Raw genomic sequence first — 16,987 nt, 5'->3', positions numbered from 1 at the left:
GCGAGGACATTTGTCAGAGAGTGAGGCGGCAGTAGCTGGCGGTTTCGCTTGCTGTGCTGATTCAACTCTCTATACATTGAATGTTACGGAAGTAGAGATAACCGCAGTGATGCCAGTGTTCCACTCTCTCATGCAACAGTTTTTGGCTGCTGAATCTGATTCTAAACGCTGGGTGTGGAAGATTGATTTTATTGCCGTTAAAGCCTTACTGTACAAGCATTCTGAGCTATTGCGAAGGTAGGGCGATCGCGAAAAAGATTGACGGTGCTCCGAGGCGGCTGAGTGGACGATTTACTAACTGGCTATTTGAGGCCGTTTTGGGCGATCGAGATTATGGAATCGAGACTCGGCAGAGTGTAGCGAACTGCAATGTATTCTGAAGCTACGGCACAGTAATTCGGAAACCCGGTTAATCTGCAAATTTGATCTGCATCGAAGAAGGCAGGTTGATTGACCGAAGCCAGATTTCTAGCTCCAAAGCGAGGCTGGAAGCGATGTATTTTATTAAATAAGCCCGGTTGCTTTGAATGGCGGCGGGTAAGTCCTTACAGAAGTTTAGACCCGCAAATTGACAACAGCGATGCTGAGTCGATCGAATAAAATATTAAAGGCAATAAATCCTCTCAAGTTGAAATATGCAATTTAAATGGGCGACAGCTTTTTGAGAATATCGGATGGTGGCCTAAAAACTTCCACCTGATGCCCCTCAACAATCCGAGTAACGATGAGCTGCGAACACACAGCTCGCAAAGACTTCCAAAGCATTGTCTCCTCGTAATGTTCCAATTCGGCTGGAATGTGATCTAGCAGCGTCTTAGAGCAGACCACAATCAGTTGTTTCTGAGCCCGAGAAAAAGCCACATTAGACCGATTGAGGTCTAAGATAAATTCCACATTTTTACTGATTGCTGAGGGGTCGCTGGCTGTTGCCGACACAATTATATAAGGTCGCTCGTCACCTTGCAAGCTTTCAACAGTATCAATTACATCAATGAAGTTGCCGTAGTTACTCAAATGAGTCTTAAGCAGTGTTCGCTGCGCTCGGTGTGGAGTGACAATAGCCACAGATTTGTTTTCTATTTCTCTGCGAGTTTCCGCAATAATTTGCTCAATTATCCGCACTTCAAGCAGATTGCTGCGTCTTGACTGGCGCTCAGAATGAAGGACAAGAAAAAGCTCTCTTGACTCGTCGTGTAAAACGCTATTTAACTCCCGCGCTCTTCCTTTTAGTTCAATGTTATCCAGTCGGTGGTAAAGAGGGGAAATTAAAAAATCATTAATAAGCCGTGGCAACCGATGGCTAAGACTCAACGCAGAACTCAGAATAGCTGAATCTGAAACTTTTGTAATTTTAATATTTTTAACCGCATCATATGCACTCACATAAGGCTTGTATAATTGAATAGGCGGACGGTCTTCCTGCTCCCAGTTATGGGCAACGATTGGTGAGAGCTGCCGATTATCTCCGGCAAGCATGATTTCCCCGTCACTTTTTACTAATGTAGCCAGGGACAAAAAATGCGGAAACACCATCATACTTGCTTCATCAACGATTAGTATAGGTACTTGGATACCTTTAATTTCCAGCGATAATTTCAAAAGAGCATTGGTTAAGCCGCCGATGACCAAGACAGCTTTTGAACGCATTTTCTTCAATTGGGCTGCACAAGGCTTAGAGGAAAAACATTCAACATTTGTATCGATAAAAGACTCACGTTCTTTACGGTCAACTCGGCTAAGTTTTATTGGCGGTACTGTTAATCCTAATTGCTCTGCCTGTTGCTGAAGGATTGGCAAGAGGCGATCGAGGCGTAACAGCAAGTTGTCTACAGCCCTATGGGTAGGTGCTGCGATAAGAACGATATCTCCGATCGAACAACGCGCCAAAATTCTTAAAAAAGTAGCGATCGCAGTTGTCTGTGTTTTGCCAGTTCCTGGAGGCCCCTGTAAAAGTTGAATTCTAGCGGTTAAGCCGCTGACAGCAGCAGCTACTTGATCGGTAGCCAATTTCTGTCCGTTAGGCAATGTCAAGGACTGCAGTAGATTCTGGTATTGTTCTAGCTCCTGTGCTGCTAGAGCCTGTTGTGGAGGAATCTGAGGACGCTCAGGATCGAACCACTGACAGACATGATTTCCCAAACAACTTATTAGTCTGTCGTCAACCTTTCCGGCTACAAAATCAGAAGGACTTTCATCTAAAGTAGCATAGGAAAAAATATTTTCCTCTTGGTTATAAAACTGACCAGGGAGTTGATAGCGGTCTAGTTTATTTGTTTGTCTTACTGAAAGCTCAATCTGTCGAGTCTCCCAGTCAATATTATCCACAACACACGTACTTCCACCGCGTAGAAGTTGACCGAATGTTTGACCGCGATGCGGATCGTCAGAACAGCGGCTAAGCCTTACAAAATTTCCTTTTTCGATCGTGCAGTTAGCCTCGAAAACTTTATAGTTAATACCGTACCCATCAAGGTTGATAGTGGCTGTCAGACTATTATTGCCGTGCGAGACAACATCACTAATAGGAATAGTGCGCCCTAGAGGGACGCGATAGACAGGCGGGACTAGGTGAGTAGCAATCCAGTTTGTCACTTTAACGTGCTGATCCAGTCGGAGATAGTCAATCCCCGCCTGAGCTGCATTATCTACCCCAAGGGTGAATTCCAGTAACTCAGCGATGACAAGAGATGGTTTTACTATGTCTCGGTTTTTAGAACTAATGCTTTCTTCAACCCACCGCAGCGCGTGTACGCGGGCGCGAAAATAATGGTTGAGATAGTTAGGTTTCTGGGCGCTGTTGTAGCGTTCAATTGCCTTAGCAACTGCTGGCGATAGATTTGGGTCTTTTGGATCTGGCAATTTTCGCCAGTAAGCGCGCCAGTAGGGTGCTGTTAAGGAATCATAAAAGCGACTGCGGATTTCAAACTTGTGTCTCCTGACTTGCTCAGAATCTCGATCTGCCCACTGCCCCTGAGCATCTAAACCCAAATCAGTCTTAAAATCGAAGATATCCTGTGTAAAAGCTTGCTCTAGATCGACCTCGGCACCAGACACCCGCCGCCGCCAGTGATAACGCCTCCCAAACCACGACAGAGAAGTAACGACAGCTAAGCCTCTCCCTGTCCATCCCAAGGCAAAACGTCGATCGACTTCATCGTGCAAGCAAGAGTAGATGAGTTGTTCTAAACTCTGACGGCATCCTAGCAGTTCTCGGAGGTTGGCGAGCAATTGCGAGCTGACGCGGGAGCATCCTTCCAGCAACTGATCCATCTCCGATCGAGACCACACATAAAAGTGAATGGGAGCCGTTGCGGTCTCGGCTACTTCATCAATAGCCTCAACCAGCTTCATTAGAAACCCTTGAATTAGCTGTTTCTCCGCCCCTGTGTCTTCTCTGTATTCCCCCGTCCACGGAGAGGTTTGAAACTCAATAACTTCTTTACTTTGGAGAGAACGCTCTTCATAGACTGGGCGATTATTTTGATCGCGCCCTACCTCCCACCGTTCCTTGACCGTGGGGTCTGGCTGCCAGTGCCCATTTACCTGCGTGAAGCTTGTATGTAATTGTCGCTCGCTCTTGGTCACATGAGCTGCAAGCGCTCCAATCCTGTTTTCTACATAGTCGTAATCCACAGAAAGGTAAACGCGAATCAGCCGCTCACCATTAATTATGTGTTCTGGAAGTTGACCTTGACCTGCATAAGGTAGCGGCGTTACTTCATAGGAATCTGGCTTGATATTTCCGTCTGGAAGTGTACGCCTGCGAGTTTTTGCTTTTAACTGGATAAGTTCTAGGTTATCGCTAAAGCTTGGATCGTGCCACACTTGAACCGCCTGCTGTCCGTCTAAATCAAGTTCAGCCAAGTCATCGATTTTATCAATCCCGGCCGCTCGCAAGACCCTTACTGCTGATGGATCTAAGCCTATTAGTTCAAGACGACGCAATCTGGCACTTTCTGATAAGCAGTGAATATTGAAAACACAGCCATCACACTTCGGATCGATTTGATAGTCCAAATCAGCTAAATCAGCCTGAACTACGCGGTTTAGTGCACCCTCAGATGCCAGGAGGCGATTAATGTCCGCTTCTTCTGTATCTAGCTTAAAGGGTTTTAGATCGAGGATGAGCTGACTTTTATTTGTACTCTCATCAATCCTAGCAACCACGCAATCGATATCTTCTGGTCTGAGTTCTACGCCGCCAATAGCCACTGGACTCACCTGAATAAGCTGCCGTACTAGCATCCGGTATAGAGCAACTTGCACGCGGTGGTAGGTACGGTCTCGACGACTGGCTTTGCATTCAACAATTCGCAGCTTTGGTCGATCGGCTTCCCACAGAATTAGTACAAAGTCAATTTGGCCTTTTATCTGGAAAGCTCCCTCGTCTGCTTCAAGAGAAATTTCGCGTCCATATGCTTTTTGTCCTGAACTTATACCTTGCAATTGTGCGACAAAGGTAGTCCAGGGTGTCTTCTTTTCGTCAGCAGACTTTTGACTGTACAAACTGAGGTCAATGAGACCATTTTTTTGGAGAGAAGTTTCCCATTCGTTCTCCCTCAATCGCCCAGCCTCTTGAAGAACGGGATCTAAGGAGTTGAAGAGGCGTTCTGCAAACGGAAGCTCTCGGGCAAGCTGTCGGTTATTATGCTCTAGCTTAAAGCGGCGATCACAAGATTGATAATGGATGTACTCACCGATTTCGGTAACTCGAACAGATGGTTTACTTACTGGGGTTAACATAAATGTCAAAATAAAATGTTTAAATGAGTCAGACCGGCATAAACTATGCAACTCGACTAAATTGGATTAATCATCTCACAATTAACTTAGGGGTTACATGACAATAATCGCCTTTAATTGTGACAATACTCACTGCAAATATTTTTCTTATAAATTCACAATTCACCCTGCATCTCTATCGAGCACCAAAGTCACCGGCCCGTCATTCTCGATCGAGACTTGCATCATCGCTCCAAACAAGCCTGTTTCAACTTTTAAGCCGCTCTGGCGCAACTTTTCGACAAATTTCTCATAAAAAATTTCGGCTCGTTCAGGAGCCGCGGCTCGGTCAAAGGAAGGCCGCCGACCTTTGCGACAGTCGCCGTAGAGCGTAAACTGACTGACAACCAGCAACTGGCCGCCGATGTCTTGTACGGACTTGTCCCAGCGCCCGGTATCCGTGGCCGAGTCGGGAAACAAACGCAATTCCAGGCATTTGCGAGCCATCCAATCGAGTTCTGCTTCGGTGTCGGTGTCTGCAATACCTACAAGCAAGTTAAGTCCGCGGCCAATTTTGCCAACAATTTGACCTTCAATTTCGACTTGAGATGATTTTACTCGCTGGATGATGACTCGCATTGGAAATTAGAAATTCTTAAATTTAAAACTAAAAATCAAAAGGTAAACTTCCCTTTTTAATAGGAATTATGAACAGAAACCCGGTTTCTCGGATCAATCTCGGTTTTGACCGCGAAGTCTCGACGAAAAAACCGGGTTTCTGGCCAGCGCACGTCTGTTATGTTTAATTTTCAACCTTTAGTTTTTCCCAAAACCTTTGCCGCGATTGGTTGAAGGCATACAAAGACAGTTTTCGAGTTGCGATCGCAAAGTCTCGGTATCCAAACCCTGACCGATGAGAACAAGCTGGTTTTTCCGCTCACCTTTCCACTGGTCGTCATCCATCGAAAATCGCTTGCCGCTCAAGTGGAAAATATGCCGTTTGGGACTTTCTTCAAACCACATAATCCCTTTCGCGCGAAACACGTTTGTTGGCAGTTGGTTATCTAAGAAATATTGAAATTTCCTCAGAGAAAATGGCTTGTCGCTCTGGAAAGAAATTGAGGTAAATCCGTCATTTTCTAAATGGCCGGAGTGGTCGTGACCATGATGGTCGTGGTGGTCGTGATGTTCGTGACCGTGATGGTCGTGGTGGTCGTGATGTTCGTGACTGTGATGGTCGTGGTGGTCGTGATGTTCGTGGTGGTCGTGATGTTCGTGACTGCTAGGAGTTTCCTCTGATTGGAAATATTTGTCAGATTCAAACAATCCGACGCTGAGGACTAGCGGTAGGGGAACTTGCGATTTTACCGTTCGCAGAATTCGAGCACCTTCTTTGACATCGCGAATCTTAACTTCTAACAAATCTAAATCTGCTTCTTCAACCAAATCAGTTTTGTTGAGGATAATTATATCGCCGTAAGCTATTTGACTGTAAGCTGCTTGAGAGTTGAACAAATCTAAGCTGTAGTTGGCTGCGTCTACTACTGTCACTATCGAATCGAGACGAGTCAGGTCGCGCAGTTCTGTGCCTAAAAAAGTCATTGCTACTGGTAGCGGGTCGGCGAGTCCGGTTGTTTCGACTACTAGATAATCGAGATTTTCTTGACGTTCCAGAACTTTGTAAACTGCATTCACTAAATCTTCATTAATTGTGCAGCAGATGCAGCCGTTGTTCAGCTCAACCATGTTGTCGTCGGTGGTGACAATCAGTTCGTTGTCGATGCCGATTTCGCCAAATTCATTTACCAAAACTGCTGTTTTCAAACCCTGCTGGTTGGTCAGGATATGGTTGAGCAGGGTTGTTTTGCCACTGCCGAGAAATCCTGTAATGATTGTAACGGGCAATCCGTGTTTGGGAGCGTCCATCGCCAGTTCTGTCTCGGACTGAGTTGTAGATTGCATAGCTTGAATGTCAAATAAGGTCTGAAGCTTAAACTTGTGGTTCTTATTGTATCTTATATTAATTCCGAACAGCGCCCTGCAAGCGCTAATTATCAGAAGTTACCAACTATGCGATCGCACCCTGTTTAATTTGGCGATCGAATTGTTGGCAAAAGTACCTCTAGGAGTTGGTCTGCAACGTGTTTCCAGGTAAACCCAGCCGCTACAAATTTGGGGCCTGCTTCGCGAGAGCGATCGCACAACTCCGGCTGTTCTATAATATTTTTCATTAAGGCGATCGAATGTTCTAAATCTGGCATCAGGCGAAATATAGGCTGACCGTTAGAAGTACCTTTTTGAAACGTACTTTCGACGTGCCAAGCAAAGTCGGGAGTTGTAAAATCATCCGTCGGGCCGCCTTTAGTGCAGATGAGCGGCAAGCCACAACCAATTGCTTCTAGTGCTGGCAAATTGAATCCTTCTGCTAAATAAAGAGATACATAGGCATCGGCGGCTTGATAAAGTTGAGCCATTTTTGCAAAAGGCAGTGTTTCTCCTATGTAAGCCATGCGCGGCAGAACTTTTTCTGCTTCGTCAAATGTCAGTTCGTCTATGTTTTGAGCGATCAGAGAATCCGACTCATATATTGATTCTTCTCCTTTCAATACTAATCTCGCTTCGGGATAACTTTCAACTACAACTGCGAAAGCTTTTAACAATAAATCGATGCCTTTATTTGGAGATCCTGCACCGATATTCAAAAATACAAATCCGTCCCATCCTAGCTGTTTCCGCAAAGCTTCGCGTTCCGATTTTGTTAAAGGTTTGTAAATATTGGGATCGATGCCGCAGGGTATGACAATTGTGCGATCGGGATTCGCACCGCTGCGGATAAATCCGGTTTTCGACCAATGGGAAGGCGTAATAATAATTATATCGGAGTTGCTGTGTCCTTCGCGGAGGGAAGCTGCGCCCGTTATTCTAAAGTTTTCGTTGTGCAGAATCCCCCATTCTGTTGTGGCAAACAAGCACGTCCGTTTTGTATTTGAGGGTGCAAAATTGTAAGGTACTGAGATCCGTAACGTAGCGTCTGCTTTGAGAGATGCGGAAGGGTGAGGAATATTTTTTATTGCTGCTTCAGCAGTTGCATCTAACAAACCGGTTGCTGGCTGCCAATTTTCGTCTAGATATGGGATATCTTTGTGGAAAATTTCTAAGTTAGGATATTTCAGCATTTCTAGTAGCTGAAAGTGATTGGCGATCGCGTAGGAGTGCGGCAAAAAACGCCAGCCTTCAACAATTATACGCATTTAGTTGTTAGTTGTTAGTTGTTAGTTTTGATGTGTTGCTGAGCGCTTATCACCCATTACCTCTTACCAATGCCCAATTACCAATTACCCGTTACCATTAATAAAAAGAGTTATTAGGTTACATAATTATTGATTCAAAAGTTGATTTTTCTATTTTATAGCTCGTGTTTTCGGGTAAGATGACATCAAGCAACTGGTCTAGTCCGTGTTTCCAAGTAAAGTTTTTAGCTACCAAACGGGGGTCTACAAGTTGAGCTTTGGCGGTAAGTGCAGGTTGTGCGATAACTGTCTGCATCCAATGAGTCAAATGTTGCCATCTGTGATCTAAAATAAATAGTTTATTTTCTATTGCAACAGACATAAATTTACTTTAGAGTGACTTTCTACGGGCAGTGCAAAGTCTGGAGGAGTGAAATCGTCGGGAAGGCCGCCGGCTGTGGCAAATATGGTTGTTTAGACTACTAGATAGTCGAGATATTCTTGGCTTCTAAAACACTGTAAACTGCATTAATCAATAGCGAGAAATCCTGTAATGATGGTAAGGGGTAAGCCGTGTTTGGGAGCGTCCATCGCCGATTCTGTCTCGGAGTGAGTTGTAGATTGCATAGCTTGACGGTCAAATAATGTCGATCGCACTTTCCGTGTGTTTCTTATTGTATCTTAATTAGGACAAGGCCTCGTAAACCCAGTTTCTCGGAGAAATGTTGGGTTTGGTGGCCTGGTATCTACGCATCAACCGGGAATCAGCCCAAGAGTGTAAAGGCAGTTGGCTTGTAACCTGTTTTGCCGGTAAATCCAGCAGCGACAAATTGGGGGCAGACATTCGCGAGTGCGATCGCCCAATTCCCGCTACTCTATAATAATTTTAATTATGGATCTACGTAAAAAAATATTAAATCTCCACTATCAACTAAAACAAGGCGGTGGCTAACTATAGCCACCGCCCTCAAGATAGTATTGCGCTATCTAAATCTGTGCTTACGCAGGAAGCAAGACTGAATCAATAATGTGGATGACGCCATTATCAGCAGCAACATCGGCTGTTGTAACGGTAGAATCATTGATTTTGACGCCATTGGAAGCATCAATTTTCACTTCTGAACCTTCAACTGTCTTGGCAGATGTCAGCTTGACCACATCAGCGGCCATAACTTTGCCAGAAACGACATGATAAGTTAGGATTTTTGTGAGCTTAGGAATGTCCTTAAGCAGTGCGTCTACAGTACCTGCAGGAAGCTTAGCAAAAGCTTCGTCAGTAGGTGCGAAAACTGTGAAGGGGCCAGCGCCTTTGAGAGTATCTACTAAACCAGCAGCTTTGACAGCAGCAACTAGGGTTGTAAAAGAGCCTGCCGAAACGGCGGTATCAACGATATCAGCCAAGTGAGTCACCTAGTTTTTGTAATCTATAAATCACTATAACGCTAAAAAGTTAATTTAGCTACATTAATTTTTTCTCTGGTTCTGTCTGGTTTTCTGATTATTTAAGATAGCATTTTTTTATTTAACTCATTTCATAAAATACCTATCTAAAGGTAGATACTTGTTTTGCCATCTTACGGTATTTTAATTTATTCATGTAATCCTAAATACATTAGTAAGACCATCGCCCCTACGCTATTTAAACTAAACGCAGGGGCGATGGCTCGGAGCCCCGGAAGCTAAGACATTTTGATTAACTTGGTAAAACATTCAAGATTAAGCACAACGCTAACGCACCGCAAAAGCCCGCCACCCCGACTGATGGCAACAGTTTGGGAAATCCCGATCTAAACTGTTAACAACCATTAATTAGCGGAAGGGTGACATGAGATACAAACTACTAGGTCACAGCGGACTTCGCGTTTCGGAAATCTGCCTCGGAACCATGACTTTTGGGGAAGAGTGGGGTTGGGGGAGCTCCTACGACGAAAGCCGGAAAATGTTCGACGCCTTTGCAGAAGCCGGCGGCAATTTCCTTGATACCGCGAATCTCTACACCAACGGTACTAGCGAAAAATATGTCGGCGAGTTCATCGCAGCCGATCGCGAAAAATGGGTAGTTGCCACTAAGTATAGCCTCAACATGAAGAATGGCGACATCAACGGTTTCGGCAACCACCGCAAAAATATGGTACAAGCAGTAGAAGCAAGTTTGAAGCGATTGCAAGTTGAATACATAGATTTGCTGTGGCTGCACGCTTGGGATTTTACCACACCAGTCGAAGAAGTGATGCGCGCTTTTGACGATTTGGTGCGCGCCGGCAAAGTTCTTTACATAGGCATTTCCGATACGCCTGCTTGGATTATTTCTCAAGCAAACACGATCGCCCACCTGCGCGGTTGGACACCATTTATCGGCTTGCAAATCGAGTATTCTTTAAAAGAGCGAACTCCTGAACGGGACTTGATCCCTATGGCAAAAGCCTTTGATCTTGGCGTCACAGCTTGGAGCCCCCTAGCAGCCGGTTTGCTGACAGGAAAATACAACACTTCAGAAACAGCCAGTGAAGCTAAACGGCTTAATTCACCTGAATCGGGAAAAATTAACGAACGAGACCTCAACATTGCTGACGAAGTTAGCAAAATAGCAGCCGAAATTGGCAAACCTGCTTCTCAAGTAGCCCTAAATTGGCTGATCCAACAGCCAGTCGAAGTTATTCCGATTGTGGGTTCGCGTAAACTCTCGCAACTTCAGGAAAATCTGGCTTGTTTGGAGTTTCAATTAACCCCAGAACAAATGCAGCAGTTAGACAAAGTAAGCGCAATTGAATTGGGTTTCCCTCACGATTTCTTAAAGAGTTCGACGGTGCAAGATTTTGCCTTTGGAGGGGGAATCGCCAAAATTGACAGCCGGCGACTGTAAAGTTGCTGCTATTTTCTAGTCACGGATTTACGTGGATATTTTGCCTTTGATTGCAGATATCGCCGAACCCACTATTAGAGGGATGATTGACATTTGTTCTCTGGGCGCGACGTTAAACGGAGGCCCACAGCGCAAATGTCGTCACCTAGGTTTCTTGGCACAGACTCGCGTAAAATCTTAGGTTTATCGTTGCCGTTGCCTGGTTTCTGTGGTATTGTTGAGCCAGGTGCTGTTCGGTGAGTTTCACCCCAGTGCATAAACTGTTAATTGTTAATCTATCGGAAGTCAGAAATCTCTGACGAAGTTTGTATATTAGGATACAAATTTTCCCTACTAGCGACTCGGATGACTTTAAAAAAGGCTAGGTTTGTCAAATCAAAAAGCAACATAAATTTGATTGCAAGTTTTCTATCCTCTCCAAATAAAGCAATAAAACTTGCTCTTTTTTCACCCCGTACCTGCCAGTCAAGAGTCATTTTACAAGGTCGATCGGCATTTTAACCGCTTTTGAACCCAGCGTGCAAGCTAAGCGCCTTCTGAGATAGAAGTCATCCTTCAGATAGAAGTTAGGGCAGAAAAACTGGGTTACATTTAACAACAATAGCAAGTCTAACAATATTAACTTATCTCCAAGTTTCACTTCTGAAAAAAGTAGATAAGCGTGTTTTTCCGCAGCTAAACAGTTTCTTTGTTTGGTTTGATGAATGCGGCGCTTGCTAGTCAATAAAAGTTCTCAGATTTCTGCTTGCGACTTTCAGTAAGACACTGCTGAGAAATATATCCTATTGACCACTTTTAAGTGACAATTTTCCTTGACAAATTCCAGAGGCTAATTATGTCGCCCCCAGAAAACTCAGTAAACAATAATTATAGCAATAAAGAGCGAGCATGGGAGATCCGATTTACCTCTATAGATCCAGCCAAGTCGCCCTCTCAATTCGCACCCTCGCCCGCATTGCGCGCCAACTTATCAAAAACTGAGGCTGTAGATGCACCAGATTTAGTTTGCCTGTCTCATTTGCGGTGGAATTTTGTTTATCAACGTCCGCAACATCTCTTGAGTCGCTGTGCCAAAACTCGTCGCGTATTCTTTGTAGAAGAACCTATGTTTAGCGCGGCTACAGAGTGGTGGCTTGATGTCAGCATCCACGAAAGCGGAGTCTGGGTAATAGTACCCCACCTCAGCAAAGGAACCAGCGAAGCAACAGCCCAAACTGCTCAGCAGGCCATGCTAGATGATTTGTTTAGAGCGGCAGAAATTAGCCAGTACATCCTCTGGTATTACACACCAATGGCTGTCAGTTTCACCAGCCACTTGAAGCCACTAGCTGTAGTCTACGACTGCATGGATGAACTGTCAGCATTCCAAGGCGCGCACCGCGATTTAAAAGCCAATGAAAACCAATTATTAAAGCGCGCTAGCGTAGTATTTACCGGGGGACAAAACCTTTACGAAGCCAAACAGCACCAGCACCCAAACATTCACGCCTTCCCCAGCAGCATCGAAAAAGAACACTTTGCGACAGCCAGGAATCTTTCAGAAGAACCGGCGGATCAAAAAGACATTCCTCACCCGCGTTTGGGATTTTATGGCGTCATAGACGAACGCATGGATATCGAACTGGTGGCGGGCATTGCGGCAGCAAGGCCGGACTGGCATTTAGTCATCATTGGCCCGGTGGCGAAAATCGATCCGGAAACTCTGCCAACTCACCCAAATATCCACTATCTCGGCGGCAAATCTTATCAAGAACTGCCAGCGTATCTTGGCGGATGGGATATCGCAATGCTACCTTTTGCGATTAACGAATCCACTAAGTTTATTAGTCCCACGAAAACTCCAGAATACCTCGCTGCCGGCAAACCTGTGATTTCTACTCCTATCCGCGACGTGGTGCGGCCCTACGCAGAAAACGGCTTGGTTCGGATTGCTAGCAATTATTCAGAATTCGTTGCTTGTGCCCAAGAAATCCTCAGCGAAAGTTCGGACGTTCGGACCAAGTGGCTGAGTGAAGTAGACGCCTTTTTAGCAGACAATTCTTGGGACAATACCTGGGGCGAAATGCTGGGGTTGATCGAAAGTGCGATCGACGAGAAAAGGCAGAAAGCAGAAGGCCGGATGAAAGTTTTAAGTTAGGAATGTTGAGGTTGAAGTTAAAGATTTACACTTTACGCATTCAAAAATTAACACTCAACACTCCTCGCTGTATCTCCAATTACCAATTATTCCTTACCCTTACCCACAATCAGAGGTGTTTCAATGTTTGACTATTTAATCGTCGGAGCAGGATTTGCAGGTAGCGTCATTGCCGAAAGACTAGCAAATGAAGCCGGAAAAACAGTCCTGATAATTGATACCCGCAACCACATCGGTGGGAACGCATACGATCACTACGACGACCACGGCATCCTGGTACACAAATACGGCCCCCACATTTTTCACACCAATTCGCGCCAAGTTTTCGAGTATCTTTCGCGCTTCACCGAGTGGCGGCCCTACGAACACCGCGTCCTAGCCAGTGTTGACGGTCAACTGCTGCCAATTCCGATCAATCTCAACACCGTAAACGAACTTTATGGACTGAATCTCACCTCATTTGAAGTAGAAGATTTCTTCGCGAAAGTAGCAGAACCAAAGGATTACATTCGCACTTCCGAAGATGTAGTTGTCAGCAAAGTCGGCCGCGAACTTTACGAGAAATTCTTCCGCAACTACACCCGCAAACAGTGGGGAATGGACCCGTCGGAACTCGACAACTCAGTGATTGCGCGCGTACCCACTCGCACTAACCGGGACGATCGCTATTTCACCGATACCTATCAAGCAATGCCGCTGCACGGCTACACTCGGATGTTTGAAAAGATGCTGGATCACCCAAACATCAAGGTGATGCTGAATACCGACTACCGCGAGATTGAGGGTTTTATCCCTTACGGAGAAATGATTTACACCGGACCGGTCGATACCTATTTCAATTATTGCTACGGCAAACTTCCTTACCGTTCCTTGGAATTCAAGCACGAAACACTGAACGTACCCGTACACCAAAAAGCACCGGTCGTAAATTACCCCAACGAGCATTTATATACTCGCTGCACGGAGTTTAAATACCTCACCGGACAAGAGCATCAAAAAACTAGCATTGTCTACGAATATCCGCAAGCTGAGGGAGACCCTTACTACCCGGTTCCGCGTCCAGAGAATGCCGAAATTTACAAGAAATATAAGGCTTTGGCTGATGCAACTCCGGGACTTTCTTTCGTGGGAAGGCTGGCGACTTACAAGTATTACAACATGGATCAAGTGGTCGCTCAAGCTCTGACAACTTACAATCAAATTACTACCAAGCCCGTGATTGAATTGGTAGAAAAGGTTAACGGTTCTGCCTCTAATCTAAGCTCCTCGAATGGAGTGATCGAGATGCCAGCCACACCTTCTCTAGAAGTCGCTGCTGCCAACAACGGCAACAGCCACGGCAACGGGAACGGCAAATCGGTTAGCAAGTAGCTGGAAACGGCGAGTTACGGGTAAAAAGGTAAGGTGCCCACAGAGCACCTTACTCGGTTTTCATCAAAAGTTATTTAATAATTCAAACAAGCATTGAGGTAAAAATGAACGTTCTAGTTAAAATTGTTTTGTCTCATGAGGTTTTGGAAATTTCTCAATCTGCTCAGTTTCAGAAAGAAATACAGCGCCTGATTGAAAGCGGTGGCAAAATTCTTATGCTGGATTTCTCACAAATAAATTTTCTGAAAAATTCCGAGTTAATGACTGTAGTGGCGATCGTGAAATTAGTTAGAGACAGCGAATGTATACTTTTGATCTCGGCCATGAGCGAACAAGTTAGAATTCTCTTTGAACTGACGGGACTACAGCAAATATTTCAGTGTTTGCCGTTTGCGGAAGAATTTTCTCTCAAAAGCGAGCTGACTGAACCGTTAGGAGGTTTGCAAAGTCTCGCTAGCTAGAGAGAGAGGAGGAGAGGGGGAGAGTGGGGTATAGGAAAAATCTTCCTGGTTTTTTCTTCCTGGTTTATTGTTCCTTCTTCTGACTAATGACTTCAGCACAAGAGAGCCTTCAGATGAGGCTGTTTTAATTGGCACAACTTTTGCAAATTAATCAGCAAAAAACTTGTCAAAGTCGGGGTAATTGTCGCTAACCTATAAATATAACTTCGGGTAGATGTGCCGATGAGCTGGTTAGGTAGAGAAGTAGAAAATTGCGATATAGAAGAGTCTTCCACTCTCGACAGTAAGGTGACTGTTCAAGGGCGGAAAACAGGTTATCCCCGCCCCCAACTGCGCCGGAGCAACTGGATTTGTCTCAATGGTCAGTGGAGGTTTGCTTACGACGACGCGGGACGCTGCGTGCAGCCGATCGATATTTCTGAGTGGACTCACACTATCGAAGTGCCGTTTGCTCCGGAATCGGCAAAAAGCGGGATCGGTGACACGAATTTTCACGCGAACTGTTGGTACGATCGCGAATTTGACGTGCCCCACGCCGAAGGAAGAGTTCTGCTGCACTTCGGGGCCGTAGACTACCGCGCCCGCGTCTGGGTGAACGGTCAGTTTGTCATCGAACACCAAGGCGGACACACTCCTTTTACCGCGGACATTACAGCAGTTTTGAACCTCAGCGGGCCGCAGCGGGTGACAGTCTGGGCCCAGGACGACCCGCAAGATTTGGAGAAACCGCGCGGCAAGCAAGACTGGCAAATTGAGCCGCACAGTATTTGGTATCCGCGCACGACCGGTATTTGGCAGACAGTCTGGGTAGAATTGGTGCCTCACACTTATATCGAGCGCATCCGCTGGACTCCGCAGTTTGAACGCTGGGAAATCGGTTTTGAAGCGTTTGTCGCGGGCGATCGCCAGTCGGGAATCCAGATAAAAGTTAAACTGTCGATCGGCTGCTTAATGCTGGTCAACGACACCTACGAAGTCATCAACGGCGAAATTCACCGTCGTATCGCCCTCTCAGACCCAGGTATCGACGACTACCGCAACGAACTGCTGTGGAGTCCCGAAAAGCCGACGCTAATTAACGCTCAAGTGCAGTTGTGGGCCGACGGCAAACTACTCGACGAAATTAAATCCTACACCGCCATGCGGACTGTCAGCATCCAGCGCGATCGCTTCATGCTCAACGGCCGCCCCTACTACTTGCGGTTGGTGCTCGACCAAGGTTACTGGCCCGACACCATGATGACTGCCCCTTCAGACGAAGCTTTGCGCCACGATGTCGAATTAGTCAAAGCAATGGGTTTCAACGGCGTCCGCAAGCACCAAAAAATCGAAGATCCGCGCTTTTTGTACTGGGCTGACGTGCTGGGGCTCCTAGTTTGGGAAGAAATGCCCAGCGCCTACCGCTTCACTCCCAAAGCCGTTGAACGGCTGACACGGGAGTGGACGGAAGTCATCGACCGCGACGCCAGTCACCCCTGTATCGTAGTCTGGGTGCCGTTCAACGAATCCTGGGGAGTTCCGAATTTAGTCGAAGCCGCAGCCCACCGCAACTACGTGCAAGCGCTGTATTTCTTGACAAAAACCCTCGATCCGACTCGCCCCGTCATCGGTAACGACGGCTGGGAAAGCATCGATACCGACATCCTGGCGATTCACGACTACGACAACAACCCGCAAACCCTAGCCAAGCGCTACGGGCCCGAAGTCCAGCTATCCGATTTGTTCGATCGCGGGCGTCCAGGAGGGCGCATCCTCACCCTGGACGGCCACCCGCACCAAGGACAGCCGGTGATGCTGACAGAATTCGGCGGCATCGCCTGCGCCGGCCACGAAAACCCCGATTATTACAGAGTTTGGGGCTACATCCGCGCGTGGGACACGAAGGAACTGCAAAGGCGCTACACCGCCCTGCTGAAGGTGGTAAACCAAGTGGAAATGTTCAGTGGATTTTGTTACACGCAGTTGACCGATACTTACCAAGAAGCTAACGGTTTGCTGTATGCCGATCGCACTCCGAAGTTTCCCCTAGAGGCGATGGCGGCGGCAACTCTCGGCTGGGATATTCCCGAAGAAAGTGCACAGTCGCAAGCTATTACTCAGTGCTAATTGGGCATGGGGCATCGGGCATGGGGCATGGAGAATTGGGAATTGGTAATTGGTAATTGGTGATTGGTGATTGGTAATAATTGCCCGCAGTTCCAAG

At 46.2% G+C, this 16,987-nt stretch carries 13 protein-coding genes; 7 read left to right on the top strand and 6 right to left on the bottom strand.

Annotated features, from left to right (window positions below; genetic code table 11):
• Positions 1-10: 10 nt before the first annotated feature.
• Complete coding sequence (locus QT994_RS12110) at positions 11-241, top strand: hypothetical protein (protein ID WP_333045676.1); 231 nt, start codon at positions 11-13, stop codon at positions 239-241.
• 401 nt (positions 242-642) lie between these two features.
• Here the strand turns inward: QT994_RS12110 and QT994_RS12105 are convergent, their stop codons facing one another.
• The 5 genes from QT994_RS12105 to QT994_RS12085 form a co-directional block, all read right to left on the bottom strand.
• A complete protein-coding gene (locus tag QT994_RS12105; RefSeq protein ID WP_333174743.1) occupies positions 643-4,743 on the bottom strand; it encodes an AAA domain-containing protein in 4,101 nt (1,366 codons plus the stop codon).
• 162 nt (positions 4,744-4,905) lie between these two features.
• Positions 4,906-5,361: a D-aminoacyl-tRNA deacylase gene (gene dtd / locus QT994_RS12100; RefSeq protein WP_333174740.1), complete on the bottom strand. Its 456-nt coding sequence runs from the start codon at positions 5,359-5,361 to the stop codon at positions 4,906-4,908.
• 177 nt (positions 5,362-5,538) lie between these two features.
• Positions 5,539-6,684 carry a GTP-binding protein gene (locus QT994_RS12095; RefSeq protein ID WP_333174737.1) on the bottom strand — a complete coding sequence of 382 codons (1,146 nt, stop codon included), beginning with the start codon at positions 6,682-6,684 and terminating at the stop codon, positions 5,539-5,541.
• A gap of 125 nt (positions 6,685-6,809) precedes the next feature.
• Positions 6,810-7,973, bottom strand: a complete 1,164-nt coding sequence (locus QT994_RS12090) for a glycosyltransferase (RefSeq protein WP_333174735.1) — start codon at positions 7,971-7,973, stop codon at positions 6,810-6,812.
• A gap of 118 nt (positions 7,974-8,091) precedes the next feature.
• Positions 8,092-8,334: a hypothetical protein gene (locus QT994_RS12085; RefSeq protein WP_333174732.1), complete on the bottom strand. Its 243-nt coding sequence runs from the start codon at positions 8,332-8,334 to the stop codon at positions 8,092-8,094.
• 340 nt (positions 8,335-8,674) lie between these two features.
• Between QT994_RS12085 and QT994_RS12080 the strand changes: the two genes are divergently transcribed.
• Positions 8,675-8,833 (top strand): hypothetical protein, encoded by a 159-nt coding sequence (locus QT994_RS12080; protein ID WP_333174729.1) that lies wholly within the window; start codon positions 8,675-8,677, stop codon positions 8,831-8,833.
• A gap of 118 nt (positions 8,834-8,951) precedes the next feature.
• Here QT994_RS12080 and QT994_RS12075 read toward each other — a convergent pair whose 3' ends face one another.
• A complete protein-coding gene (locus QT994_RS12075; protein ID WP_333045778.1) occupies positions 8,952-9,353 on the bottom strand; it encodes a fasciclin domain-containing protein in 402 nt (133 codons plus the stop codon).
• Between the two features lie 424 nt (positions 9,354-9,777).
• Here QT994_RS12075 and QT994_RS12070 point away from each other — a divergent pair, with 424 nt between their 5' ends.
• From QT994_RS12070 to QT994_RS12050, 5 genes are all read left to right on the top strand, one after another.
• Positions 9,778-10,815 (top strand): aldo/keto reductase, encoded by a 1,038-nt coding sequence (locus QT994_RS12070; RefSeq protein WP_333174727.1) that lies wholly within the window; start codon positions 9,778-9,780, stop codon positions 10,813-10,815.
• Between the two features lie 835 nt (positions 10,816-11,650).
• On the top strand, positions 11,651-12,952 hold the full coding sequence (locus QT994_RS12065; protein WP_333174725.1) for a glycosyltransferase family 1 protein: 1,302 nt from the start codon (positions 11,651-11,653) through the stop codon (positions 12,950-12,952).
• A gap of 123 nt (positions 12,953-13,075) precedes the next feature.
• Complete coding sequence (gene glf / locus QT994_RS12060; protein ID WP_333174723.1) at positions 13,076-14,323, top strand: UDP-galactopyranose mutase; 1,248 nt, start codon at positions 13,076-13,078, stop codon at positions 14,321-14,323.
• A 104-nt stretch (positions 14,324-14,427) separates the two neighbouring features.
• A complete protein-coding gene (locus tag QT994_RS12055) occupies positions 14,428-14,784 on the top strand; it encodes an STAS domain-containing protein (RefSeq protein WP_333174720.1) in 357 nt (118 codons plus the stop codon).
• A gap of 222 nt (positions 14,785-15,006) precedes the next feature.
• Entirely contained in the window at positions 15,007-16,890 is a 1,884-nt protein-coding gene (locus QT994_RS12050) for a glycoside hydrolase family 2 TIM barrel-domain containing protein (RefSeq protein ID WP_333045708.1), read from the top strand.
• Positions 16,891-16,987 lie beyond the last annotated feature (97 nt).

It is taken from the genome of Microcoleus sp. S13_B4 (genome assembly GCF_036700885.1).
Taxonomy (GTDB): domain Bacteria; phylum Cyanobacteriota; class Cyanobacteriia; order Cyanobacteriales; family Microcoleaceae; genus Microcoleus.
The sequence above is the reverse complement of the archived record's forward strand: the minus strand, read 5'-3'. Positions and strand labels throughout refer to the sequence as shown.